The sequence below is a fragment of the Naumannella huperziae genome (genome assembly GCF_054073625.1).
Genome location: NZ_JBSXPH010000001.1, coordinates 1,251,792 through 1,275,817, shown reverse-complemented (window position 1 = coordinate 1,275,817; position 24,026 = coordinate 1,251,792). Strand labels below are relative to the sequence as shown.

General features: G+C 71.9%; 25 protein-coding genes. 16 read left to right on the top strand and 9 right to left on the bottom strand.

The genetic code is table 11. The annotated features are described in order from the left end of the window. Nucleotides 1-19 precede the first annotated feature (19 nt). On the top strand, nt 20-1,867 hold the full coding sequence (gene murQ / locus ACXDC7_RS06075) for an N-acetylmuramic acid 6-phosphate etherase (RefSeq protein WP_459221535.1): 1,848 nt from the start codon (nt 20-22) through the stop codon (nt 1,865-1,867). Here murQ and ACXDC7_RS06070 read toward each other — a convergent pair. Together ACXDC7_RS06070 and ACXDC7_RS06065 are read right to left on the bottom strand one after the other, a co-directional pair. After that, a complete protein-coding gene (locus ACXDC7_RS06070) occupies nt 1,820-2,191 on the bottom strand; it encodes a DUF1707 SHOCT-like domain-containing protein (protein WP_179444362.1) in 372 nt (123 codons plus the stop codon). The two genes, murQ and ACXDC7_RS06070, sit on opposite strands and share 48 nt — an antisense overlap. A gap of 9 nt (nt 2,192-2,200) precedes the next feature. Beyond that, on the bottom strand, nt 2,201-3,409 hold the full coding sequence (locus ACXDC7_RS06065; RefSeq protein WP_459221534.1) for a glycoside hydrolase 5 family protein: 1,209 nt from the start codon (nt 3,407-3,409) through the stop codon (nt 2,201-2,203). 67 nt (nt 3,410-3,476) lie between these two features. Here ACXDC7_RS06065 and ACXDC7_RS06060 point away from each other — a divergent pair, with 67 nt between their 5' ends. The 8 genes from ACXDC7_RS06060 (at nt 3,477) to panB (ending at nt 11,001) form a co-directional block, all read left to right on the top strand. Next, complete coding sequence (locus ACXDC7_RS06060) at nt 3,477-4,553, top strand: GNAT family N-acetyltransferase (protein WP_459221533.1); 1,077 nt, start codon at nt 3,477-3,479, stop codon at nt 4,551-4,553. Nucleotides 4,554-4,594: 41 nt separating this feature from the next. Then, on the top strand, nt 4,595-4,972 hold the full coding sequence (locus ACXDC7_RS06055) for a hypothetical protein (RefSeq protein ID WP_179444365.1): 378 nt from the start codon (nt 4,595-4,597) through the stop codon (nt 4,970-4,972). After that, nucleotides 4,929-5,741 (top strand): hypothetical protein, encoded by an 813-nt coding sequence (locus ACXDC7_RS06050; protein ID WP_459221532.1) that lies wholly within the window; start codon nt 4,929-4,931, stop codon nt 5,739-5,741. The genes ACXDC7_RS06055 and ACXDC7_RS06050 overlap by 44 nt, the downstream gene beginning before the upstream one ends. A gap of 78 nt (nt 5,742-5,819) precedes the next feature. Further along, nucleotides 5,820-6,767: an ROK family protein gene (locus ACXDC7_RS06045; protein WP_218843703.1), complete on the top strand. Its 948-nt coding sequence runs from the start codon at nt 5,820-5,822 to the stop codon at nt 6,765-6,767. Then, the gene (locus ACXDC7_RS06040; protein WP_179444367.1) at nt 6,764-7,696 is read left to right on the top strand and encodes a hexose kinase; all 933 of its coding nucleotides are present in this window, start codon (nt 6,764-6,766) and stop codon (nt 7,694-7,696) included. The genes ACXDC7_RS06045 and ACXDC7_RS06040 overlap by 4 nt, the downstream gene beginning before the upstream one ends. A gap of 3 nt (nt 7,697-7,699) precedes the next feature. Continuing rightward, entirely contained in the window at nt 7,700-8,551 is an 852-nt protein-coding gene (locus ACXDC7_RS06035; RefSeq protein WP_459221531.1) for a class II fructose-bisphosphate aldolase, read from the top strand. 85 nt (nt 8,552-8,636) lie between these two features. Then, nucleotides 8,637-10,097, top strand: a complete 1,461-nt coding sequence (locus tag ACXDC7_RS06030) for an NAD-dependent succinate-semialdehyde dehydrogenase (RefSeq protein WP_459221530.1) — start codon at nt 8,637-8,639, stop codon at nt 10,095-10,097. A gap of 58 nt (nt 10,098-10,155) precedes the next feature. Next, on the top strand, nt 10,156-11,001 hold the full coding sequence (panB, locus tag ACXDC7_RS06025; RefSeq protein WP_459221529.1) for a 3-methyl-2-oxobutanoate hydroxymethyltransferase: 846 nt from the start codon (nt 10,156-10,158) through the stop codon (nt 10,999-11,001). Here panB and ACXDC7_RS06020 read toward each other — a convergent pair. Further along, complete coding sequence (locus ACXDC7_RS06020) at nt 10,998-11,966, bottom strand: D-2-hydroxyacid dehydrogenase (protein ID WP_459221528.1); 969 nt, start codon at nt 11,964-11,966, stop codon at nt 10,998-11,000. The genes panB and ACXDC7_RS06020 overlap by 4 nt on opposite strands. Before the next feature lie 59 nt (nt 11,967-12,025). On the opposite strand from ACXDC7_RS06020, the gene ACXDC7_RS06015 reads away from it, so the two are divergent. Genes ACXDC7_RS06015 through ACXDC7_RS06000 form a run of 4 tightly spaced genes read left to right on the top strand, consistent with a single transcriptional unit; the run spans nt 12,026 to nt 16,861 of the window. Next, nucleotides 12,026-13,297, top strand: coding sequence for an aspartate aminotransferase family protein (locus ACXDC7_RS06015; protein ID WP_459221527.1), 1,272 nt, complete (start codon nt 12,026-12,028; stop codon nt 13,295-13,297). Continuing rightward, on the top strand, nt 13,294-14,469 hold the full coding sequence (locus tag ACXDC7_RS06010) for a M24 family metallopeptidase (protein WP_459221526.1): 1,176 nt from the start codon (nt 13,294-13,296) through the stop codon (nt 14,467-14,469). The genes ACXDC7_RS06015 and ACXDC7_RS06010 overlap by 4 nt, the downstream gene beginning before the upstream one ends. 2 nt (nt 14,470-14,471) lie before the next feature. Further along, on the top strand, nt 14,472-15,746 hold the full coding sequence (locus ACXDC7_RS06005; RefSeq protein WP_179444374.1) for an aminotransferase-like domain-containing protein: 1,275 nt from the start codon (nt 14,472-14,474) through the stop codon (nt 15,744-15,746). Next, nucleotides 15,743-16,861: a M20 family metallopeptidase gene (locus tag ACXDC7_RS06000; RefSeq protein WP_459221525.1), complete on the top strand. Its 1,119-nt coding sequence runs from the start codon at nt 15,743-15,745 to the stop codon at nt 16,859-16,861. The genes ACXDC7_RS06005 and ACXDC7_RS06000 overlap by 4 nt, the downstream gene beginning before the upstream one ends. Nucleotides 16,862-16,970: 109 nt before the next feature. Here ACXDC7_RS06000 and ACXDC7_RS05995 read toward each other — a convergent pair whose 3' ends face one another. Then, a complete protein-coding gene (locus ACXDC7_RS05995; RefSeq protein WP_459221524.1) occupies nt 16,971-17,921 on the bottom strand; it encodes a helix-turn-helix transcriptional regulator in 951 nt (316 codons plus the stop codon). Nucleotides 17,922-17,981: 60 nt separating this feature from the next. Here ACXDC7_RS05995 and ACXDC7_RS05990 point away from each other — a divergent pair, with 60 nt between their 5' ends. Both ACXDC7_RS05990 and ACXDC7_RS05985 read left to right on the top strand, forming a co-directional pair. Continuing rightward, nucleotides 17,982-18,542: a DinB family protein gene (locus tag ACXDC7_RS05990; RefSeq protein WP_459221523.1), complete on the top strand. Its 561-nt coding sequence runs from the start codon at nt 17,982-17,984 to the stop codon at nt 18,540-18,542. A 2-nt stretch (nt 18,543-18,544) separates the two neighbouring features. Continuing rightward, nucleotides 18,545-18,865, top strand: a complete 321-nt coding sequence (locus ACXDC7_RS05985; RefSeq protein ID WP_246292553.1) for a VOC family protein — start codon at nt 18,545-18,547, stop codon at nt 18,863-18,865. A gap of 41 nt (nt 18,866-18,906) precedes the next feature. On the opposite strand, the gene ACXDC7_RS05980 is transcribed toward ACXDC7_RS05985, so the two are convergent. Continuing rightward, the gene (locus ACXDC7_RS05980) at nt 18,907-19,767 is read right to left on the bottom strand and encodes a LysR family transcriptional regulator (protein ID WP_179444378.1); all 861 of its coding nucleotides are present in this window, start codon (nt 19,765-19,767) and stop codon (nt 18,907-18,909) included. Between the two features lie 73 nt (nt 19,768-19,840). On the opposite strand from ACXDC7_RS05980, the gene ACXDC7_RS05975 reads away from it, so the two are divergent. After that, nucleotides 19,841-20,620, top strand: a complete 780-nt coding sequence (locus tag ACXDC7_RS05975) for a class I SAM-dependent methyltransferase (RefSeq protein ID WP_459221522.1) — start codon at nt 19,841-19,843, stop codon at nt 20,618-20,620. Between the two features lie 294 nt (nt 20,621-20,914). On the opposite strand, the gene ehuA is transcribed toward ACXDC7_RS05975, so the two are convergent. The 4 genes from ehuA to ehuB are packed head-to-tail and all read right to left on the bottom strand — an operon-like array spanning nt 20,915 to nt 23,953. Then, nucleotides 20,915-21,670, bottom strand: a complete 756-nt coding sequence (ehuA, locus tag ACXDC7_RS05970; RefSeq protein ID WP_179444380.1) for an ectoine/hydroxyectoine ABC transporter ATP-binding protein EhuA — start codon at nt 21,668-21,670, stop codon at nt 20,915-20,917. A 34-nt stretch (nt 21,671-21,704) separates the two neighbouring features. Beyond that, entirely contained in the window at nt 21,705-22,361 is a 657-nt protein-coding gene (gene ehuD, locus ACXDC7_RS05965; RefSeq protein WP_179444381.1) for an ectoine/hydroxyectoine ABC transporter permease subunit EhuD, read from the bottom strand. After that, nucleotides 22,358-23,062, bottom strand: coding sequence for an ectoine/hydroxyectoine ABC transporter permease subunit EhuC (gene ehuC / locus ACXDC7_RS05960; RefSeq protein WP_179444382.1), 705 nt, complete (start codon nt 23,060-23,062; stop codon nt 22,358-22,360). Before ehuC ends, ehuD begins: the two co-directional genes overlap by 4 nt. 9 nt (nt 23,063-23,071) lie before the next feature. Continuing rightward, the gene (gene ehuB, locus ACXDC7_RS05955; RefSeq protein WP_179444383.1) at nt 23,072-23,953 is read right to left on the bottom strand and encodes an ectoine/hydroxyectoine ABC transporter substrate-binding protein EhuB; all 882 of its coding nucleotides are present in this window, start codon (nt 23,951-23,953) and stop codon (nt 23,072-23,074) included. Between the last annotated feature and the right edge of the window lie 73 nt (nt 23,954-24,026).

The window sequence follows — 24,026 nt, the reverse complement described above, 5'->3', positions numbered from 1 at the left end:
CGCTGTTAGCTTGGAGGCCGTGTACAGCGGAATTGATCTTGGCAAGACCGGGTGCCGGTTGGCGGTGGTCGACGAGCGGCCGGTGGTCGTCTCGGGGCCGGGTGCGCCCGGACTTGCCGAGCCCGGCGGCATCGCCGAGGCCGTCCGCGCGGTGCTCACCGTCCGGGAGGCGTTGCCAGCGGCGCAGCGCCAGCTTGCCGGTTCGCTGGTCTGTGGGGCCGCGGGCGCGGCCGCCGCGCCGGAGGCCGCGGCCGAACTCGCCGCCCGGCTGGAGGCCGAACTGCCGGGCACCGAGGTCACGGTGACCAGCGATGCGGTGATCGCCCACGCCGGCGCGCTGGGCGGCCGGTCCGGCACCGTCGCGGCGCTCGGCACCGGCGCGGTGGTGATCAACGTCTCGGCCCGCGGGGAGCTGCGGATCTTCGACGGCTGGGGCCCTTGGCTCGGCGATGACGGATCCGGCGCCTGGCTGGGGCGCGAGGCGCTGCGGCGGGTGCTCGCCTCCCGCGAGGCCGACTACGACCTGGGCCCGCTGCTGGATGCGGCCCGGGCACGGTTCGGCGACCTGGCCCGGTTGCCGCGCACGCTCGCCGCAAGCGGTACGCCCGCCCGCGCCACCGCCGCCTTCGCCCCCGACGTGTTGGGCCTCGCCGCCGAGGGCGATGCCGCGGCGCGTGAGCTGGTGACGGCGGCCGCCGAGGCGCTGGCGGGCACCATCGAGCGCGCCGGCGACGGGCCGGTCGCGGTGACCGGTGGCCTGTCCGGCTCGGAGCTGTTGTTGGCCGAGCTGGCCGGCGCCAGCGGCCGCGAGGTGGTCCGCGGCGAGGGCACGCCGCTGGACGGGGCGCTGCTGCTGGCCTCGGGCGCGCCGGCGCCGCACCGGGAGATGCTGATCGGCCCGGCGGCCGAGCCCGGCGAGCGCTCGGAGGTCTCCGACGGTTCGGTGGACCGGCTGGGCACTGAGCAGGTACGCCGCGATCTTGCCGATCTCGACACCTTCTCCAGTACCCGCCTGGTCGACGTGCTGCTGGATGCCGAGGCGTCGGTACCAGCGGCCATGCGCGCCGCGCACGGTCAGCTCGCGACGGCGGCGCGGATGGCGGCGGAGGCGTACGCGCGCGGCGGGCGGATCGTCTACGTCGGCGCGGGTACGCCGGGGCGCCTCGGCGCGCTGGATGCCGCCGAGATCCCGCCTACCTACGGGGTGGATCCTGGCCGTTTCGTGGCACTGCTGGCGGGCGGCGAACAGGCGATGACCGCCGCGATCGAGGGCGCGGAGGACGACGAGGAGGCGGCGCGCGCCGACATCGAGCGCCTGGCGATCGGGCCGGCCGACCTGGTGATCGGCATCGCGTCCTCCGGTCGTACCCCCTATGTGGTCGCCGCCCTCACCGCGGCCGCCGAGCGCGGCGCGCCGACCGTCGGCATCACCAACAACCACGGCACCGCCGTGGCCGCGGCCGCCGAGGTCGGCATCGAGTTGCTGACCGGGCCCGAGGTGGTGTCGGGCTCCACCCGGATGAAGGCCGGCACCTCGCAGAAGATCGCGCTGAACATCATCTCCACAGCGGCGATGATCATGAACAACAAGACCTACGGCGCCTGGATGGTCGACGTGGCCGCCACCAACGACAAGCTGCGGGCCCGCGCCAACCGGATCGTCCGGGAGGCCACCGGCCATGATCACGGCGACGCCGAGCGGGCGCTGGCCGCTGCCGGCGGTGAGGTGAAGACAGCGATCGTCAGCCTGCTCACCGGCGGCGATGCCGAGGCCGCGCGGGAGCGCCTGGGCGCCGCCGACGGCAGCGTGCGCAAGGCGTTAGAAGATGATCAACAACAAGATCAACAAGACGAGCAGGGCGACTGACCCGACGATCACACCGAGCGCAACCCGGCTGAAACCGGCGCCGCGCGGGGGGCCGCCGACCTCCCCCGGCTGGCCCGACTGCGCGACGATCGCCGGCTCGGCGTGGGTCGGCAGCGGCGGCAACCCCTCGACCACCGGGACCAGCTCGCCCAGCGAACCGGCGGCATAGAGCCGGTCGAGGCGCTGCTGGTAGTCGTCGGCGTCGAGCTGCCCGCGGGTGTAGGCATCGTTGAGCTGCCGCGTCAGTCGCTCCCGCTCGGCGTCGTCCACCGGCGCGGTGGGCGTGCTGCGGTACTTGCTCGAGATGGGCAGATCGCCGCTCATGGACCCAGCCTAGTGCGTCGAGAGTCGCAGCCGGGGCGCTCGACCGGCCAGCCGCTCGGTCAGCCAGGCGTCGAACGCGTCACTCTCGGGCCCGCCAAGGGAGCGATCCGAGCCGTCCTCGGCAAGCGCCAGTTCGACCACGGGGCCGGCCGCGGGGGCCGGCCGCGCGGCGCGGATCCGCGGCGCCTGCTCGGCCAGCGCACGGCCGATCGGCTTCGGCCGATTGTCGGCATCGATCAACCCGAGGCCGTACTCCAACTCCGGGAAGTCGGCCAGGTCGCGGGACACGTCGTGGCTGGCCCACCAGGTGATGCCCCACAGATCGGGGGCGTCGGCGAGCGCGCCGACCGTGTCGGTGAGGAACGCCTCGGCGTCGGCGACCAGCGGGCGCCCGTCGTGGGCGGCACGCGGGGCACCGACCTCCTGCAGCCAGACCCCGCGCCCCGGCGGCGACCAGGCCCGCGCCAGTTCGACCAGATAGCGCGCGAACTGTGCCAGCGCCGGATGATCGGCGCCGTAGCGCCGTCCGACGCCGCCGAACACCCACGCATGGACGACCGTCAGGGCCCCGCGGCTCGCGGCGAGCCGTGGGGTGAACGGGTGATCGTCGGCGAACCACACGTCGTCGTCGAAATTGGCCTGGTGCAGGCCGGTCGGCCAGACCCGCCCGGCCGCGCCCAGCAAGGCGTCCAGCCAGGCGCCGGCACCGGCGGTGTCCAGCGGGTACGCCGAGGGGTGCCGTGCCGCCGCGAACTGGCCGAACTCGTTGCCCAGGCCCAGCCCGAGCGCGTTCGGGCGGCCGGCCAGCTCGCGGCCGAGGACGTCGATCAACCGCGCCTGCGCTGCTACCACGTCGGGATCGGTGAAGACATTGCGCCGGTGCCAGCTACCGACCCAGGCCGGCAGGAAGTCGAAGCTGGACAGGTGGCCCTGCAAGACCTCGACCGAGACGTCGAGGTCGCGCTCGGCGGCGAGGTCGGTCAGCGCCAGCAGATCGGCGACCGCGCGGGTGTTGATCATGGTCCGGTCCGGCTGCAGGATCGGCCACAGCGGCAGCACCCGGAGATGATCGACGCCCAGGGCGCTGATCGCGTCCAGGTCGCGAGCCGCGGCGGCCGGATCGAAGTCCAGCCAGGAGTGGAACCAACCCCGGCTCGGGGTGTAGTTGACGCCCAGCCGCGGCGCGGTCCGATCGGTCGGCGGTGTCTCGATGATCATGCCGACCATCCTCGCGGATCGGGAAATCTGGTGGCGGGGGCATCGGGGCGCGGGCCACCATGCATCCATGGTGCACATCGACCGCGTGACCACACCCGACCCCGGCGGGGCGGGCGCCTTCGACGAGGTGGCCGCGATCGACCGGGCCGTGCTGATCGAGACCCACGGCAACGACGATCTCGCCGACTCCGCCGCGGCCCGTCGCGCGCGGTTCGCCGACCAGTCCGACAAGGCCCGTGAGCTGTTGCTGATCCGGGCCGAGCCGGGAGGCCCCGCGCTCGGTGCCGCCGAGGTCATCTACCCGCTGCGGGAGAACGTCGAGACCGCCGAGACGACGGTGCAGATCGTGCCGGGGCATCGGCGCGCCGGTCTGGGAAGCGCGCTCGCGCAGGCCGCGGAGGATGCCGCGCGGGCGCGCGGGCGTACCCGCATGCTGGGCTTTGCCGAACACCCCGACGGGGCCGAGGGCCCGGGCGCCGTGCTGCCGCCGACCGGGGTGGGCCGGGCGCCGCGCGACAGCCCGCCGGTCGCGTTCGCGCTGGGCCGGGGTTATCGGCTGGAGCAGGCCGAGCGGATGTCGACCCAGCCCGTGCCGCTGGATCCTGGGGTACGCGAGAGGCTGCAGCGCGATGCCGACGAGCGCTCGGGCGGCTATCGCCTGCTGGGCTGGCGAGATGCCGCCCCGGCCGAACACGTCGATCAGATCGCCGAGCTGTTCACCCGGATGAGCGTCGACGTGCCGCACGCCGAGCTCGGCTATCAGGAGGAGGTGTGGGACGCGGATCGGGTACGCCGGCGCGAGGCGCGGGCCGCGGCCGGCGGGCGGACCGCCTTCACCACGGTCGCCCAACACATCGGCTCGGGCCGGCTGGCCGCGTTCACGATCATCGAGGTTCCGCCGGACAAGCCCGCGGTGGGCTACCAGGCCGAGACGCTGGTCCGCGCCGAGCACCGCGGGCACCGGCTCGGGCTGGCGATCAAGCTCGCCAATCTCGACCTGGTCGCCGCCCACCGGCCGCAGATCGCCCGGATCCACACCTGGAACGCGGGCGAGAACGAGTGGATGCTCGCGATCAACCTGGCGATGGGCTACCGGCCGGGCCTGCTGGAAACCGTGTGGAGCAAGCGGCTTTCTGGGGTGTGATTCGAGGTGTGATCGTGACGCATCCGTGGCATGATGGGGGCATGGTCACCACTCTGGACCAGCGGGCCCACAAGGAATCCGTCACACTTCCGGTCGCAAGCCTCACCGAGGAGCTCCGGGACCGGCTCGGCGCCACCCTCGTCGCATATATCGCGGGGGTGAAGGAAACGCGCGCGGTTCGGCAGTGGGCCCACGGCGAACGCGAGCCGAGCGCAGCGGTGGTACAGCGACTTCGCCTCAGCCACCAGATCAGCACCATCCTCGGTGACCGCCACGGCTCCCGAGTCGTCCAGGCCTGGATGCAAGGACTCAACCCGGATCTCGGTGACATCGCGCCCGCACGAATTCTCCGCGAGAGCGATATCGACGAGATCGGTGAGCGCGTCCTTGGCGCGGCCCGCCATTTCGCCGCTGCCTGAGGCCTGGATGCCCCTCACTCTCGCCGAACCGGCCGAGCAGGGCATCTGGCGCGTCGGCAACGCCCCGGATCCGTGGGCATGGACGGACTGGAAGTGGGCGACCGGGCACCACTTCGACGGGCGCTGGGACGATCTCGACGGCACCTTCCGGTCGATCTATGCCGGCGCGAGCCTCTATTCCTGCTTCGTCGAACTGCTCGCGCCATTACGTCCAGATCCACAGCTCGCCGAGGAAATCGCGGCCATCGTCGCCGATCCAGAGGATGTCGAGCAGTTTCCGACGACACCCGCGGGCGATGTCGATCCTTCTTGGCTCGACAACCGAGTCGCCGGAACCGCTACCCTCACCGGAGCCTTCTGCGATGTCACGACCTCGACCACCATCGCGACCCTGCGCCCCTCCTTCGCAACCAGAGCGACTGAACTGGGATTGAACGATTTCGACGTATCCGCGCTCAACGACGCCGCAGCCCGGCCCCTGACCCAAGCGATCGCCACTCGTCTGTGCCGCTCAACTGATCTTGACGGAATCCGCTACACCTCGCGGCACGGCAGCGACCTCACCCTCTGGGCCATTTTCGAACGAAGCATCAATCGGCCGCCACGTTGCATTGATCAGCAGCAAGCGCTCGATCTGACGCCGACCCACCCCGAACTTCTCGCCGCGTTCGCCACACTCGGATTGCGCTGGCTCCTCCCAGATGCCGACCTGCCTGCGCCGACCATCGATGGGCCAGGCATTGAAGGTGTGGAACGAGGTCTTTTCTGACGCGCGAGCCAACCTGACCTGAACGGCGCGCCTAGGCGTAGTCGCGCTCGGCGCCCGAACCCAGCAGAATCGGCCCTCGTGAACACTTCCGAGGGGCCGCGCGAGGGCGAGCGGCTGGCGGTCTTCGACATCGGCGGCACCGACGTCAAGGCCGGCCTGCTGACCGACGCGGGCCTGTCGGGGGTACGCCGGGTGCCCACGCCGGGCGTACCGGGCACCGACCGCGCCACAGACCTGACCGCGCTGATCGCCGAGCTGGCCGCCGACGCCGACGCCATCAGCGTCGTGGTGCCCGGGATCGTCGACGAGGCGGCAGGCGTGGTCCGGTTCGCCGCCAACCTCGGCCTGCGCGAGGAGCCGCTGCGTGACCGGCTCGCGGCCGCCACCGGATTGCCCGTCGCGCTCGGCCACGACATCGCGGCGGTCGGCGTCGCGGAGCGCCGACTCGGCGCGGCGCGCGGCGTCGACAACGTGCTGGTCCTGCCGATCGGCACCGGCATCGCCGGGGTCGCGTTCGTGGACGGGCACCGCCTGCGCGCGGGCGGGTACGCCGGGGAGATCGGCCACGCCCCCGTCCCGGGCGGCGGCCCCTGCAGTTGCGGCGCCACCGGCTGCCTGGAGACGGTGGCCTCGGCCGCGGCGATCGCCCGCCGGTTCAGCGCGGAGTCCGGCATCGCGGCCGCCGGGGCACGCGAGGTGGCGGCCCTGCTCGACGATCCCCGCGCCGGTGCCGCCGCGCGCCGCGCCTGGGACGCGGCCATCGATGCCCTGACCCACGCCCTTCGGCACTGTGTTGCCGTGCTCGGTCCGGAACTGATCGTGATCGGCGGCGGCCTCGCCGCGGCCGGCCCGGCGCTGCTCGACCCGCTGACCGCGCGGCTGCACGGCGCCCTCTCCTTCCATCGCCGGCCAGCGGTCGTCGCGGCGCAACTCGGGCCGGATGCCGGGTTGTGGGGCGCGGCGATCCTCGGCACTGATTTGCTTGGCCTGACCGCACTGCCACGCAAGGATCGGGGGCCGACGTGAACGGGGTGTTGACGCTGACGCCGAATCCGGCCGTCGACGAGACCTATCAGGTCGCGCTGCGCCCGGGCGAGACGCACCGGGTGCGCGCCCCCGAGGTACGCGCGGGCGGCAAGGGCCTGAACGTCGCGCGGGTGGTGGCGCGCGCGGGGCGCCCGGTGGTCGCCATCGCGCCTGTCGACGAGTTGCACCTGGCCCAGTTCGGCGACCAGCTCCGCGCCAGCGGCGTCACCCCGGAGCTGGTCCAGGTCACCGGCCCCACCCGGCGCAGCATCGCGCTGGTGGACACGGCGGCCGACCAGGCGACGGTGCTCAACGAGTACGGCGTACCGATCAGCCGGGCCGAGTGGGCCAAGCTGGACGACTGCCTGAAGTGGTCCATGGCCAAGTACGCCCCGCGGGTGGTGGTGGTCTCGGGCAGCCTGCCGCCCGATCCCCCGCGCAACCTGTTTCCCGAGATCATCAAGTACGCCCGCGCCTCCCGCGCCCGCTGCATCGTCGACACCTCCGGGCCGGCGCTGCTGGACGCCGTCGCCGCGGGCGCGGACCTGGTCAAGCCGAACGCCGAGGAGGTACGCGAGGCCACCGGTGAGTCGGACCTGGCGACGGCCGTCCGGGCGTTGCTGGACCGCTCACCGGACGAGGGCGCGCGGGCGCTCGTCTCGGCCGGGCCGGACGGGCTGGCGCTGTTCACCAAGGGGCGGCGGGGCGCGCTGGTGGCCCGGCCGCCGGAGCGGCTGCGCGGCAACCCGACCGGCGCCGGGGACGCCGCGGTGGCGGCCGCCGCGGTGGCGCTGTGTTCGGACTGGGACGACGAGCGGCTGGCCCGCACGGCGGTGCAGTGGTCGTCGGCCGCGGTGCTCGCGCCCGTGGCCGGCGAGCTCGGCCCGCTGACCGCCCCCGCCCGGATCCGCGTTGTCGAGGAGAATTGACCGATGCCCCTGCGACCGACCCTCGAGTTGATCAACGCCGCCCGCGCACAGGGCGCGGGGATCGGCGCGTTCAACGTCTTGCACCTGGAGTCGGCGGAGGCGCTGGTCGCGGGTGCGGAGTCTGCCGGCCTGCCGGTGATCCTGCAGATCTCGGAGAACTGCGTGAAGTACCACGGCGGACGGTTGGCCCCGATCGCGCTGGCCACACTCGAGGTCGCGCGGGAGGCGGGGGTGGACGTCGCCGTCCATCTTGATCATGCAGAGGACGAGGCGCTGGCCCGGGCCGGGGTGGCCGCCGGGTTCGGCTCGGTGATGTATGACGGGTCGCGGCTGCCGCACGCCGACAACCTCGCCGCGACGGCCCGGGTGGTGGACCTCGCCCATGATCACGGCGTCGCCGTCGAGGCGGAGCTGGGCGAGGTCGGCGGCAAGGATCTGCCGGGGCGCAGCGCGCACGAGCCGGGGGTGTTGACCGACCCGGACCAGGCGCGCGAGTTCGTGGCGGCGACCGGGGTGGACGCTCTCGCCGTCGCCGTCGGCAGCAGGCACGCGATGACCGAGCGCAGCGCGGTGCTCGATCTGGAGCTGATCGGCCGGCTGCGCGAGGCGGCCGGCGTACCGCTGGTGCTGCACGGCTCGTCCGGCGTACCCGACGAGACGCTGGTCGCGGCGATCCGGGCGGGAATGACCAAGATCAACGTCTCGACGCACCTGAACAAGGTGTTCACCGGTGCGGTACGCCAGACGCTGGCGGGCAACCCCGAGCTGGTGGACTCCCGCAAGTACCTCGGCCCGGCCCGCGACGCAATGGCCGCGGAGACGGCGCGGCTGCTGGCCCTGTTCCGCGGCGCCTGAGCGGCGTCTCGGCGCGCGACCCGGACCGCGCGGTGCGTCGGGCCCGGAGTAGCGTGGAGGCCGACCAACCGCCACGGAGGGGACGATGACGACACCGACGGCAGTCACCAAGCTCAACACGGACCTGTTCATCGACGGGACGTGGGTGCCCGCGCAATCGGGCAAGACGTTCGAGGTGATCAATCCCGCGACCGAGGAGGTGCTGGCGAGTGTCGCCGACGGTGGCGCCGAGGACGCCCGGGCCGCGCTGGACGCGGCGGCGGCCAAGCAGCAGGCGTGGGCGGCGACGGCGCCGCGCGAGCGCGGGGAGATCCTGCGCCGGGCGTACGACCTGCTGATCGAGCGCGCCGACGACATCGCGGCGATCATGACCGCCGAGATGGGCAAGCCGCTGGCCGAGGCGAAGGGCGAGGTCGTCTACGGCGCGGAGTTCTTCCGGTGGTTCTCCGAGGAGGCGGTGCGCATCTCGGGCGACCAGACGCTCTCCCCCGACGGCAAGACGCGGTTCCTCGTGCAGCGCCAGCCGGTCGGGCCCTGCGTACTCGTGACGCCGTGGAACTTCCCGCTGGCGATGGGTACGCGCAAGATCGGCCCGGCGGTGGCGGCCGGTTGCACCATGGTGTTCAAGCCGGCGGACCTGACGCCGCTGACCTCGCTCGCGCTGGTCGAGGTCCTGGTCGAGGCGGGCCTGCCCGAGGGCGTACTCAATGTCGTGAACACCACCGACCCGGGCTCGGTGGTGACGGCATGGATGGAGAGCGGCAAGGCGCGCAAGGTCAGCTTCACCGGCTCGACCGCGGTCGGCAAGCACCTGCTCGGCCAGGCCGCGCAGAACGTGATGCGCGCGTCAATGGAGCTCGGCGGCAATGCGCCGTTCATCGTGTTCGACGACGCCGATCTTGATGTCGCCGTCGAGGGTGCGATGGCGGCGAAGATGCGCAACATGGGCGAGGCGTGCGTGGCCGCGAACCGGATCTACGCCCAGGCGGGCATCGCCGAGGAGTTCTCCAGGCGGGTCGCGGAGCGGATGCAGCAGTTGAAGGTGGGCGACGGGTCGGCCGAGGGTACGCAGGTGGGCCCCCTGGTCGAGCGCAAGGCGCTGGACAAGGTCGAGACGCTGGTCACCGACGCGATCGACAAGGGCGCGAAGGTGATCACCGGCGGCGATCGCCCCGAGGGCAAGGGTTTCTTCTACAACCCGACCGTGCTGTCCGGGGTGAGCAAGGACGCCGAGCTGATGGAGACCGAGATCTTCGGCCCGGTCGCGGCGGTGATCCCGTTCGAGACCGAGGACGAGGTGATCACGATGGCCAATGCCACCCCGTACGGGCTGGCGGGTTATCTGTTCACCACCGACGTCGCGCGCGCCTTCCGGGTCAGCGATGCGATGGAGGTCGGCATGGTCGGCCTGAACACGGGCATGGTGTCCAACCCGTCCGCGCCGTTCGGCGGGATCAAGCAGTCCGGCCTGGGCCGCGAGGGCGGCAAGGAGGGCATCGAGGAGTTCCTCGAGGTGAAGCTGCTCGCGATGCCGCAGCCCGGCTGATCGGGAGACTCGGCCGCTCCTCGCGCGCCATCATCGGGGACGCTGACGAGAGGACACCATGACCGAGACCACGGCCCCCTACGCCGCTCCCGAGCCGCCCGCCCCCGCGCGCCGGGTGCGGCTGCGCCATTTGCAGGAGCTGAAGGAGCGCGGCGAGAAGTGGGCGATGCTCACCTCCTACGACACCTACACCGCGGCGATCTTCGACGACGCCGGCATCCCGGCCCTGCTGGTCGGCGACTCGGCCGGGAACAACGTCTACGGCCACGACAGCACCCTGGCGATCACCGTCGACGAGCTGATCCCGCTGGCCCGCGCCGTCAGCCGCTCCGCCTCCCGGGCGCTGGTGATCGCCGATCTGCCCTTCGGGTCCTACCAGGCCTCACCGGAGCAGGCACTGCGCACCGCCACCCGATTCATGAAGGAGGCCGGCGTACACGCCGTGAAGCTGGAGGGCGGGGTCGAGATCGCCGACCACGTCGACCTGCTGTCCCGCTCCGGCATCCCCGTCATGGCACACATCGGCTTCACACCGCAGAAGGAGCACGCCCTGAGCGGCTACCGCGTACAGGGACGCGGCCAGGACCGCGCGGACGAGCTCGTGCAGAGCGCCCGCACCCTGGAGCGGGCCGGCGCCTTCGCGGTGGTGCTGGAGATGGTCCCCGGCGCGGTCGGCGACGCCGTCACGCAGGCCCTGACCATCCCGACCGTCGGGATCGGCGCCGGCAACGACTGCGACGCCCAGGTGCTCGTCTGGCAGGACATGGCCGGTCTGCGCACCGGGCGCCTGCCCCGGTTCGTCAAGCAGTACGCCGATCTGCACGCCACCCTGCACGCTGCCGCGCGGGCCTACGCCGCCGATGTCGCGGCCGGCACCTTCCCCGACCGCGAGCACACCTTCTAGCGCGGGTCGCGCCGCACATAGCCAGCGGCCTTGTCGACCACCCCGGCCAGGGGCTCCCCGGCAAGCCAGCGGCGTAGGTTGGCCTCGAACTGCTCCGCCAGACCGGTACGCCAACCGCGCACGTCGCCGGACAGGTGCGGGCTCACGCGAACATTCGGCATCGCCCACAGCGGGCTCTCCGCGGGCAGCGGTTCGACGGCGAACACGTCCAGCGCGGCGCAGATCCGGCCCCTCGCCAGCTCGGTGATCAGCGCCGCCTCGTCGATCAGCTCGCCCCGACCGATGTTGATCAACTGCGCGCCGGACGGCAGCGCCGCCAGCACGCGCGCGTCGACCATCCCCCGCGTACCGGCCGTCAACGGCGCCGCCAGCACCAGGTGATCGACGCCGTCGACCGCGGCGGCAAGATCATCGGAGGCCACCACCTCGCCGAAGTCGGGGTCCTCCGCGCGCGCCACGCGACCGACGCCGCGTACCTCCATCCCCAGCGCGCGCAACAGCCGCGCGCAGGCCCGGCCGATGCCGCCGGTGCCGACGACCAGCGCGCGCCGCCCGCCGACCCGATCGGTCTCCCGGTGCTCCCAGCGGCGCTCGGACTGGAGCTCGGCGTTCAGGTACAACTGCTTGGTCTCGGCGAGCACCTGGGCGGCGACGAACTCGGCGATGGGCTGGTCGAAGAACCCGGCCGCATTGGTCAACACCACCGACGAATCCCGCAGCTCGTCGAACAGGATCGCGTCCACCCCCGCCGCGGCGACGTGCACCCACGCCAGCCGGTCGGCGCGCGGCCACGCCGCCCGCAGCGCCGGGGAGAAGAAGTCCCACAGGAAACAGACCTCCGCGCCCGCGATCGCGCCGGGCAGTTCAGCGGCCGTGGCGTACCTCAGCTCGACCAGTTCGGACAGGGCGGCCTCGTTCGGCGGCGGGCCCAACTCGGGGCGCGTCAGCACGACTGCGGTGGTCACCCGGGCACCGTAACAGCTTGATTGTTGACAATCTGCAATTGCCCCCGGACGATGGCGGCATGGCCGCCCTCAGTCCTCTCCTCAAGCAGGCAACCCCCGTCGTCGTGGACCACGCCCAGGGCAGTTGGATCCACGGCACGGACGGTCGCGACTACCTCGACTTCACCACCGGCATCGGCGTCACCAGCACCGGCCACTGCCACCCCGATGTCGTCGCGGCCGCCCGCGAACAGGTCGGCAAGATCATCCACGCCCAGTACACGACGGTGATGCACCAGCCGCTGCTCGAGCTGACCGAGAAGCTGGGCGAGGTGCTGCCGGCCGGGCTCGACTCGGTCTTCTACGCCAACTCCGGCTCCGAGGCCGTCGAGGCCTCGATCCGGCTGGCCCGAATGGCGACCGGCCGGCCCAACATCGTCGTCTTCCAGGGCGGCTTCCACGGGCGGACGGCCGCCGCCTCCAGCCTGACCACCGCCGGCACCAAGTTCTCCGCCGGCTGGTCGCCGCTGATGCCGGGCGTGCACATGGCGCCGTTCCCGTACGCCTACCGCTACGGCTGGGACACCGACACCGCGGTGGAGTTCGCGCTGCGCGAGCTGGACTACCTGCTGGCCACCCGCACCGCGCCGGCCGACACCGCCGCGATGTTGATCGAGCCCGCGCTCGGCGACGGCGGCTACCTGCCGACCCCGCCAGCGTTCCTCGAGGGCCTGCGCGAGCGCGCCGACGCCCACGGCATCGTGTTGATCATCGACGAGGTGCAGACCGGCGTCGGGCGTACCGGAAAGTTCTGGGGCCACCAGTACTCGACCGCTACCCCGGACATCCTGATCACCGCCAAGGGCATCGCCTCCGGCTTCCCGATCTCCGCGATCGCCGCGCCGGAATCCCTGATGAGCAAGGGGTGGCCGGGATCCCAGGGCGGCACCTACGGCGGCAACGCCGTGTCGGCCGCCGCGGGCGTCGCGACGCTGCGGGTGATCGAACGAGACGGCCTGGTCGAGAACGCCCGGGTCCGCGGCGAGGAGCTGCTCGCGGGGGTACGCAAGCTCGCCGAGGACTACCCGATCAAGGCCGGCCGCGGCATCGGCGACGTGCGCGGCCTCGGGCTGATGCTCGGCGTCGAGTTCAGCAACGACGACGGCAGCCCGGACGCGGAGAGCGCGCTCGCCGTGCAGCAGGCCACCACCGGCCACGGGTTGTTGTCGCTCACCTGCGGGCCCCAGGGCAACGTGGTCCGGCTGATCCCCGCGCTGGTGGTGAGTTCCGACGAGATCGCGACGGGCGTCGAGCGCTTCGGCGCGGCGCTCGCCGACGTGCTCGGCAAATGAACCTCTACACCTTCAGCGACGCGGAGTACTCCGCGCGGATGGCCGCGGTCCGGCGGCGGATGGCCGACGCCGGGCTGGACGTGTTGTTGATCAGCGACCCGGCCAACCTGTTCTACCTGATCGGCTACGACGCATGGTCGTTCTACACCCCGCAGTTGCTCTACGTGCCGCTGGACGGCGACACGATCTTCTATGCGCGCGCGATGGATGCCCACGGCGCCACCCGGACCAGCTGGCTGCCCGCCGATCAGGTGGTCGGCTACCCGGAGGGCTACGTCCACCGCGACGCCGAGCACCCGTTCGACTGGGTCGGCGAGCGGCTCGCGGCCGACATCGCGCCCGGCTCGCGGATCGGCCTCGAGCTCGACACCCACTTCTTCAGCCCGAAGGCCTACCTCGCGCTGCGCGCCGCGCTGCCCGGCCGCGAGCTGGTCGACTCCGCCGAGTTGGTCAACTGGGTACGCGTGATCAAGTCCGACACCGAGATCGACGTGCTGCGCCGCGCCGCGCAGATCACCACGGCGGCGATGACCGCCGCGATCGAGGCGATCGATGTCGGCGTACCGCAACACCGCGTCGCGGCGGCGATCAGCGCCGCCCAGATCGGCGGCACCGACGAGGTCTGGGGCGACTATCCCGCCATCGTGCCGATGCTGCCGACCAGCGAGGCCGCCGACACCCCGCACCTGACCTGGACCGACCGCCGCTTCGTCGCCGACGACGCGGTGGCGATCGAGCTGGCCGGCGCGCACCGGCGCTACCACGTCCCGCTGGCTCGCACGATCGTCCTCGGCCGCCCGTCGGACCGGATGCGCCAGACCGAGGAGGCGGTCGCCGAGGGCCTGGCCGCCGTGCTCGACACGATGGCCGCCGGCGTGCCGGTCCGCGATGTGTCCGAGGCCTGGAACGCGGTCCTGCGCCGGCGCGGGCTGGCCAAGGAGAGCCGCCTCGGCTACTCGATCGGCATCGCGTACCCGCCGGACTGGGGCGAGCGGACCGTCAGCATCCGCCCCTCCGACGACACCGTGCTGGCGCACAACATGACCTTCCACGTGATCTGCGGGATGTGGATGAAGGGCTACGGATACGAGGCCTCGGAATCGGTACGCGTGACCGACGACGGCGTGGAATGTTTCACCGACTTCCCCCGCGGCCTACTGACGAAGGAGTGATCATGGCATCGAAGCGACGCACCGACGACCGCGCCGATGGGCCCGCCCGCGGCGTCGATCCCCGGATCCCCCTCGCCGACCGGGCCGGCCAGCTCGTCGGCTCGGTGATCGACTCCTCCACCTCGCTGCTCGCCGCGCAGAGCCACGACATCGTGCGGTTCGCGATGGGCGCGCCGGCCGACGAGGCGATGCCGGTCAAGGAGTTCATCGACGCCGCCGGCAGCGCCTGGGACGCGTCGTCGTTCACCTACGGCGCGACCGAGGGAGAGCCCGCGCTGATCGAGGCGGTCTCCGACGGCCTCGGCGCCGAGGTCGACCCCGAGCGGATCGTGATCACCTCCGGCGGCATGCAGGGCCTGGATCTCGCCGGCAAGCTGTTCATCACCCCCGGCGATCTCGTCGTGGTCGAGTCGCCCACCTACACCAACGGTTCGGCCACCGCGCTGTCCTACGGCGCCGAGCTGCTGGAGGCGCCGATGGATGCCGACGGGCTCGACGTGGACGCCCTCGCCGAGGCGGTCGAGCGCGCCGGGCGTACCCCCGCGGCGATCTACACCATCCCCAACTTCCAGAACCCGTCCGGGGTGACCCTGTCGGTCGCCCGCCGCGAACGCCTGATCGAGCTGGCGCGCGAGTGGGGCGCGGTGATCATCGACGACGACCCCTACGGCCTGTTGCGCTTCGCCGGGGAGGACCTGCCGGGCTTCGGCGAGCTGTCCGGCAACGACCCGCTGGTGTTCTCCGTGCGTACCTTCTCCAAGATCCTTGCGCCCGGGCTGCGAGTCGGCTGGGTCGAGGCCGATCCGTCGCTGCGGCAGTTGTTGATCAACGCCAAGCAGGCGATGGACACCTGCACGAACGTGCCCAACCAGCACCTGGTCGCCGACTTCATCGGCCGCGGCGGGCTGTCCGATCACCTGCAGCGACTGAAGATCACCTACGCCGAGCGCCTTGCCGCCCTGCGCGGCGCGCTCGCCGAGCGACTCGGCGACCGGATCACCGTGACCGAACCCGAGGGTGGGTTCTTCTGCTGGGTGACGCTGCAGGGTGCCGACGCCGAGATTGAGGCGAACCGGCTGTTCGAGATCGCGCTGGCCGAGGGGGTGGCCTACATCCCCGGGCCGGCCTTCTCCCCGGCCGGGCGGTTCGGCGACGCCCTGCGCCTGTGCTTCGCCTCCACCACCCCCGAACGCATCGTCGAGGGCGTCGACCGGCTGACGACGGCGCTCGACCGGGCGCGCGCCGAGCTGGACGAGCGGCCCGGGCGGGTGGGATGACCGAGCCGCTGGTCGAGCTGACGCGCAGCCTGATCGCCGCCGGCGGGGAGAACCCGGGCGGCACGGAGGCGGAGACGGTACGCGTGCTCGCCGACGCCTGCGCCGCGCGCGGGATCGGTGTCGAGCTGATCGAGGTGGCGTCCGGTCGCCCGAACCTGATCGCCACGCTGCCCGGCGGCGACGGCCCCGGGCTGCTCTTCCTCGGCCACTCCGATGTCGTGCCCGCCGGGCCCGGTTGGACGCGCGAGCCGTTCGGCGGCGAGGTGGCCGGCGGGCGGATCTTCGGCCGCGGCGCGACCGACATGAAGGGCGGCCTGGCCGCGGTGATCATCGCGATGGACCGGCTGCGTGGCGCCGGGCTGTCCGGCCCGGTCACCCTCGCCTGCACCGTCGACGAGGAGGACACCGGCCTCGGCATCCGGGAGCTGGTACGCCGCGGCCTGCCGGGCAGCTATCTCGGCTGCGTGGTCGCCGAACCGACCGATCTGGAGACGGTGATCGCCTGCCGCGGCGACAGCTACCTCGACGTGCGGATCACCGGCGTACCCGCGCATTCAGGGCGCCCCAGCGACGGGCGCAATGCCATCGACGCCGCCGGCCGGGTGCTGGCGCTGGTCGCCGAGGACCAGCGCCGGCTGGCCGCATCGCCCGACCCGCTGCTCGGTCACGGCACCTGGAGCAGCGGCATGATCAGCGGCGGCCGAGGCGTCTCCATCGTGGCCCCCGACTGCCTGCTGCAGCTCGACCGGCGGCTGATGCCGGACGAGGACGCCGGCGTGCTCGCCGCCGAGCTGGCGGACCGGATCGATGCGGCCGGGATCACCGGCGACGGGATCGGCGTCGAGGTCGTTGTCGCGATGGAGATGCCGGGGTTCCGGACGGCGGCCGATCATCCGCTGGTACGGCTTGCGGGCGGTACGCCGGGCGCTTGGAGCGCGGCCTGCGACGGCGGCTTCGTCGCCCGCGACCTCGGCATCGACTGCATCATCCTCGGCCCGGGCGGGCTGAACGACCAGGCGCATCAGGTCGATGAGTCCGTCGGCATCGCCGAGCTGGTCGAGGCCACCGATCGCTACGATCGGCTGGCCCGCGAGCTGCTCGGCGGCGGCCGCTAGGTCGCCGGGAGGACGGGCTGACTGTCCCATCCGCGAACCCAACCGGCACCCGCGAACGATACTCGGCCCGCACCTGCCGGTTCGGCCCGCGCCTGCGGTACGCCGCGACTCACGATCGCTCGGCGGCCTCGAGCATCCGGGCGGCCAGGCGTCGCAACTCATGCACCAGCTCGGGCGGATCGATCACCCGGAAGCCGACGCCGAGGGCGACCAGATGCATCGCCTCCCAACCAAGATCGAGCCGGCCGAGAACCAGCTCGCAGTGCCCGTCGTCGATGGGCGTGATGGTGCCGGCGCGCGGAGGAACCAGGGCGGCGCCGCGCTCGGCCGAACAGTCGAGGATGACCCGGATCTGTTGCGGATAAGGGCTTTCGGCGACGGAATGGCGTACCCACTCCAGCGGGTCCGGATGATCACGTGGCGGGAACTGCCAGGTGGTCACCCGGATCGCGCCGACCCGGTCCAGCCGGAAGGTACGCCAGTCGTCGCGATCGCGGTCGAAGGCCATCAGGTACCAGTAGCCCGAGAGGTCGACCAGCCGGATGGGTTCGACCTCGCGGTCGGACTCGGTCCCGTCGCGGGCCGTGTAGCCGAATCGCACCCGCAGCCGCTCCCGGCACGCCCGCGCCAGCGCCAGCAGGTCGTCGGCGTCGATGCGGGCGGCGACCGGGTGCACGCTCGTCGCCTCCGAGATCGCCCGCACCTGGGCCCGCAGCCGCGGCGGGAGCACCTGGTCCAGCTTCCCGAGCGCGCCGACCGCGCCCTCGCCGGCCCCGGCGACGCTGCCGCCCGCGGTCTGGGCGAGCGCCACCGCGACGGCGACGGCCTCGGCATCGTCCAGCAGCAGCGGCGGCAGGGTGCGCCCGCGACCGAGCTGGTAGCCCCCGGCCGCGCCGTGCGCGGCGTGCACCGGGTAACCCAGCTCGCGCAGCCGTGTCACGTCGCGCCGGATGCAGCGGGTGGTGACCCCGAGCCGTTCGGCCAGCTCGGGGCCGGACCAGACGGGACGCTGTTGCAGCAGCCCGAGCAGTTGCAGGACGCGCTCGGTGGTGCGGGCCATGCAGCCAACCTAGCCGCCGTGCGGACCGAATCAGTCCTGTTGGCGCGGCACGATCGGACCATGAGCAACGTGAACGCGACACTGCGCGAACAACTGGACTGGCACTGGACCAACCAGCTCCGCCCGCGGCTGGCGGGGCTCACCGACGAGGAGTACCTGTTCGAGCCCGCGCCGGGGGCCTGGACCGCCCACCCCCGCGAACAGGACCGCACGCCGATGCAGGCCGGCAGCGGCGCGTGGGTGATCGACTTCGCCCTCCCCGAGCCGAGCCCACCGCCGCTGACCACCATCGCGTGGCGCCTCGGGCACCTGATCGTCGGCGTCTTCGGCATGCGCAACGCCGGGCACTTCGAGGGGCCGCCGGCAGACTACTTCGGCTGGGACTACGCTCCCGATGCCGCGACCGCGCTGGACCAGCTCGACGAGGGGTACGCCCGGTGGCAGGCGGGCGTCGCCGGCCTCGGCGAGGAGGGCCTGTGGCAGCCGGCCGGCGAGACGGAGGGGCCGCATGCCGACCAGACCATGGCCACGCTGGTGCTGCACATCAACCGCGAGGTCATCCACCACGGCGCGGAGATCGCGCTGCTGCGCGACCTGTGGACGCATCGGAAGAAGAACTGATCATGGGCGTCGAGGTACAGGTCACCTTCGATTGCGCCGACCCGGGCGCACTCGTGGAGTTCTGGGCGTACGCCGTGGGCGGCACGGTCCAGCCGCCGCCCGACGGCTTCGCCTCCTGGGCCGAGGCGCTCACCGCCTGGGGCGTACCGATATCCGAGCACAACTCCCGCTCCGCGGTGATCGATCCCGGCGGGGTGACGCCGCGCCTGTTCTTCCAGCGGGTGCCCGAGCCGAAGACGGCCAAGAACCGCGTGCACCTCGACCTGCGGGCCGCGCCCGGACTGACCGGCGCGAGCCGGACGGGTTCGGCCTGGGCCACTTGATCATGCGCGACCCCGAGGGCAACGAGTTCTGCCTGGACTGATCAGTTCGTCAGGTGCAGCCAGCGCCCGAGGTCGGCGAGCAGGCCGCGCAGCTCGTCCCCCGGCTCGCGGCCGGTGATCAGCGACACCCGCACCCGGGCGGCGAACGGCAGCTCGCTGATCACCTCGCCCTCGTGCAGGTCGTGAGCGAGCGCGCTGCGCGGCACCACCCCGAGGCAGCCGCGCCAGCGCACCATCGCCAGCGTGGTCGGCAGCGTCGCGCCCGGCTCGGCGTCGGCGCCCAGCCCGATCAGCCGCTCCTGCACCACCGGCCCCATCCGGTCGTAGGTGCTGTGCACGACGCGATGGCCGCGGTACGCCCGGCGCCCGCGACCCGGCGGCGGCGTACCGGCCGCGCGGAGCAGCACCAACCGGTCCTCGCCGAGCCGGTGGCTGATCACCCGCCTGGGCAGCGTGACCTGGTCGGCGATCGCGACGATGGCGGCATCGAGGCATTCCTCGGCGACCAGCTCGATCAGCCGCGGACCATGATCGACCAAGGGAGTGATCGGCCGGCCGAGCAGGCTCTCGAACGACGGGATCACGCTCGGGGCCATCGCGGCGATCGCGCCGATCCTGGGGCGCCGATCGGCCGCGGCCCCGAGCGCCGCGGCATAGGCCCCGTCCAGTTCGCCGAGCACCCGGTTCGCGAGCGCAGCCAGCTCGGCCCCCGCCGCGGTGGCGCTCGCCCCGGTCGCATCGCGGGTGAACAGCAACGCCCCGCACCGCCGCTCGATCCGCGCGAGTCGCTGGCTGGCCGAGGGTTGCGCGATGCGCAGCATGCGGGCCGCCGCGCCGATCGACCCCGTCTCGGCGATCGACGCGATCAGCCGCAGGTCATCCACGCTCGGCGTCGCGCTCATAGGACGATCCTATGGCCGGTACGCCAGATGTCCGAGCTACCGCCCTGGTGCGGCCCCGGACAGGATGGTCGCCATGACGCAGACGATCACGCAGCTGTCCCCCGACCGGGCCCGCGCCTGGCTCGACCGCTGGGACGCCCAGCAGGCCACCTTCTTCGCCGACCGGGAGGAGCGCTTCGCCGTGATCGGCGACGTTCTCGCCCACGCGATCGAGCGTCCCGATCCGTTGATCATCGACCTCGGTGTCGGCCCCGGCTCGCTCGCGGCGCGGCTGCTGCGTCGGCTGCCGAGCGCCCAGGTGATCGGCATCGACCAGGACCCGCTGCTGCTGGGGCTGGCCGAGGCGGCGTACCGCGACGAGTTCGGCGGGCGTTTCCGCGCGGTCACAGGCGACCTGGGCGAGGCGGGGTGGCTCGACCGGCTCGGGCTGCACCGCGCGCCCGACGCCTTCGTCTCCACCACCGCGCTGCACTGGCTGGACCCGACCGCCCTGCGCGAACTGCTCCGCACCGCTGCCGGGGCGCTCGCGCCCGGCGGGGTGTTCGTCGACGGCGACCACCTCTACGAGCGGACCGACCGCTTCGACGCACTGCTCCGCGAGGTCGGCGCGACGGCCCGCACGCGCCGCGGCGAGCAGCCGGGCGAGGGCTGGCAGGAGTGGTGGCAGGCGGCCTCGGAGGCGCCGGAGCTGGCCGAGCTGTGGGCGGCGCGCGAGCGTACCGACCTCGGCCATCACGTCTCGTCGCCCGCGACCGTCGGCGACTACCTGGCGGCGCTGCGCGAGGGCGGCTGCGCCGAGGTCGGCCAGGTCTGGCAGTGCGGCGACGACCGGGTGATCGTCGGCATCCGCTGACCCCTCCGATCCGCCCCCCCTCCCCTCCGACCGCGCCACCTCCCCTCCGACCTCGCCACCTCCCCCCACCTCCCCCAGCCGATTGTTTCCGTAGTTATGCCCGCTATCCGTGCCGGATAGCGGGCATAACTACGGAAACAATTCGAGGCGAGGGTGCAGCGACGGAGAGCCCGGGTGCGGCGGCGGGAAGCCCCGGGTGCGGCGACGGGAAGCCCGGGTGCGGCGACGGGAAGCCCGGGTGCGGCGACGGAGAGCCCGGGTGCGGCGGCGGGGAGCCCGGGGCGGCGGGGAGGCTCAGGCCTCCAGCACGGCGTGCAGGAACTGGCGGGTTCGCTCCTGGGTCGGGTTGCCGAAGATCTGCGACGGCGGGCCGTCCTCGATGGCGGCGCCATGGTCGAACATCACCACACGATCGGAGATCTCCTGGGCGAACCGCATCTCGTGGGTGACCAGCAGCATCGTCATGTCGGTGCTGTGGGCAAGATCGCGGATCACGTTCAGCACGCCGCCGACCAGCTCGGGGTCGAGCGCGGAGGTGGGTTCGTCGAAGAGCATCACCCGCGGCTGCAGCGCCATCGCCCGCGCGATGGCGACCCGCTGCTGCTGGCCGCCGGACAACTGACCGGGCCGCTTGCGGGCATGCTCGCTCAGTCCGACCATCTCCAACAGCTCCATGGCGCTCGATGTGGCCTCGGCCTTCGGCTTGCCCTGGACGTGCACCGGCGCCTCGATCACGTTCTCCAGGGCGGTCATGTGCGGGAAGAGATTGAACTGCTGGAAGACCATCCCGATCCGACTGCGGGTACGCCGCATCGCCGCGGTCTCGCGCGGCTTCTGGCCGGCCCGCAGGTTCCACAGCTCGTCGCCGTCGACGCGTACCTGCCCGCTGGTCGGCGACTCCAACGTCATCAGGATCCGCAGGATGGTGGTCTTGCCCGACCCGGACGGGCCGATGATCGACACCTTCTCCCCCGGCGCGACGGTGAAATCGAGTTCGTTCAGCACGACATGCTGGCCAAATGCCTTGGTCACGTTGGAGAAGCTGATCATCGGTTCTCCGGCCGCGGGCCCACGCGCTGCTCGGTCATTGTTGGGTGGCAAGGCGGGCCTCCAGTCGATTGACGATCAGCGAGGACGGATAGCTGACCAGGAAGTACAAGATGGCGGCGATGGTGAACGGCTCGAGGTAGCGGAACTCGCTGATACCGATCCGCTGCGCCGTCGCCATCAGCTCGATGACCGTGATCGCCGACAGCACGGCCGAGTCCTTGAACATCATGATCAGGTAGTTGCCGAGCATCGGCACCACCGTGCGGAAGGCCTGCGGCAGCACGATCCGGAACCACACCCTGGCCCGCGGCAGGTTGAGCGCGGTCGCCGCCTCCCACTGCCCCTTGGCCACTGACTCGATACCGGCGCGGTACACCTCGGCCAGGTAGGCGCTGTAGTTGATCCCGATCACCAGCACTCCGGTGACGAGCGCGGAGAACGAGATGCCGAAGTTCGGCAGCACGAAGAAGGCGAAGTACGCCTGGACCAGCAGCGGCGTACCCCGGACGAACAACACACCGAACGTCAACACCTGACTGAGCACCGGGATCCGCAGGTAGCGCAGAATGGCGACGACCAGGCCGAGCACCGCGGCCAGCGCCGTGCCGAGCAGGGTGATCTGCACGGTGGTGACCAGCCCGCGCAGCAGCGTGGGGATGATCGAGATCGCGAACTGGTTGTCCCAGATCATGGCGCGACCGTCCGGTTGCGGCCCAGCACGTCGAGCAGGCGCACCTTGGGGATGTCGCGCCGGTCGAGGGAGAACCGGCGCTCGAGCATCGCGGTGAGCGCGCTGATCAGCATGCTGAGCAGGAAGTAGACGACCAGGATCACGCCGAAGACGGTCAACGACTCACCGGTGGAGGTCCGCACCTGCTGGGCGGCGAAGGTCAGGTCGAGAACGGTGATCAACGAGACCAGCGAGGTGTTCTTCAACAGATCGACCATCACATTGCCCATCGGCGGCAACATGATCGGGACGGCCTGCGGGATCAGGATCCGTCGCATCCGCTTGCCGGCCGGCATGCCACAGGCGATCGCCGCCTCGGTCTGCCCCTTGGGCAGCGACTTGATCGCCCCCCGGACGACCTCGGAGGCATACGCGCCCTCGTTCAGGCCGAGCACCAGCACGGCCGCGGTCAACGGGGCGAGCTGGATGCCGAAGAACGGCAGGGCGAAGAAGAACCAGAACAACTGCACCAGCATCGAGGTGCCGCGAAACACCTCCACGAACACGCCGGCCGGAATCCTGACCCACGCGTGTGACGACAGCCGGGCGAGGCCGGCGGTGAACGCGACGATGATCGTCAGGATCCCGCCGAGCACGGTGATCAGCAGGGTCATCCCGAGGCCGCGCAACAGCAGCGGCAGGTATTCGAGCACGACGCTCATGGCGTCGCGTCACCCCTCGTTTCGGCAGAGCTCTTCTGCGGTGACACCCTCGACGGCGGCCGGGTCGAAGCCCCACTTCTCCTCGATCTGGGCGAACTCGGGCGTCGCCTTGAACTCGGCGAGCTTCTCGTTGTACGCCTGCTGGAACGCGGCATCGGCCTTCCGGAACGCCGCACCGGAGCCGGTCCGCGGGGCGTCGGCGATCGGTTCGGTGATGTCGAATGCCGCATCCTCGCCGATCAGGGACTCCAGCGACAATGTGGGCAACAAGAAGGCGTCGCAGCGCTTGGCCTTGAGCGCCTCGACCCCGGATCGTCCGTCGTCGACCTGGACCTGCTGGGACTCCGGCACCTTGGCCGACTTCAGGATGCCTTCCTCGAACCCGCCCGGAATGACGCCGATCTTGAGATCGGGATTGGCATTGATGTCGGCGATGGTCGTGATGTTCTTCGGGTTTCCCGACGGTACGCCGAAGGACTCGGTCGAGACGATCACCGGCTCGGAGTAGAGCACCTCCGCGCAGCGCGACTGTTTCATGAACAGGCCTGCGGCGATCACGTCCCAGCGGTTCGCCTGCAGGCCCGGAATCATCGACTCGTACGGGGTGACGATGCCCTGGATCTCCGGGATGTCCAGCAGCTTGGCGACCGCGCGCAGCACGTCCGGCTCGCAGCCGGTCACGCTGCCGTCGGCCTCCAGCTTGGTGTAGGGCGGTTCATTGCCGATCGCCACCCGGAGGAAACCCTGCTTGCGCGCGGTTTCCAGAAGATCACCGGCCGGCTGGCCGGCGGGGCCACCCGGGGTGGTGGTCGTACAGGCGCCCAGTGCGCCCGCAGCCGCGACGCCCGCGCTCACGGCGAAGAGCGTGCGACGGCTCAGAAAGATCGACATTGAGTGCCCCCTCGTAGTCGGCTGTCAGGAAACCTACGGAGCACCGCGACTGATTGTCAACAATCTGATGTTA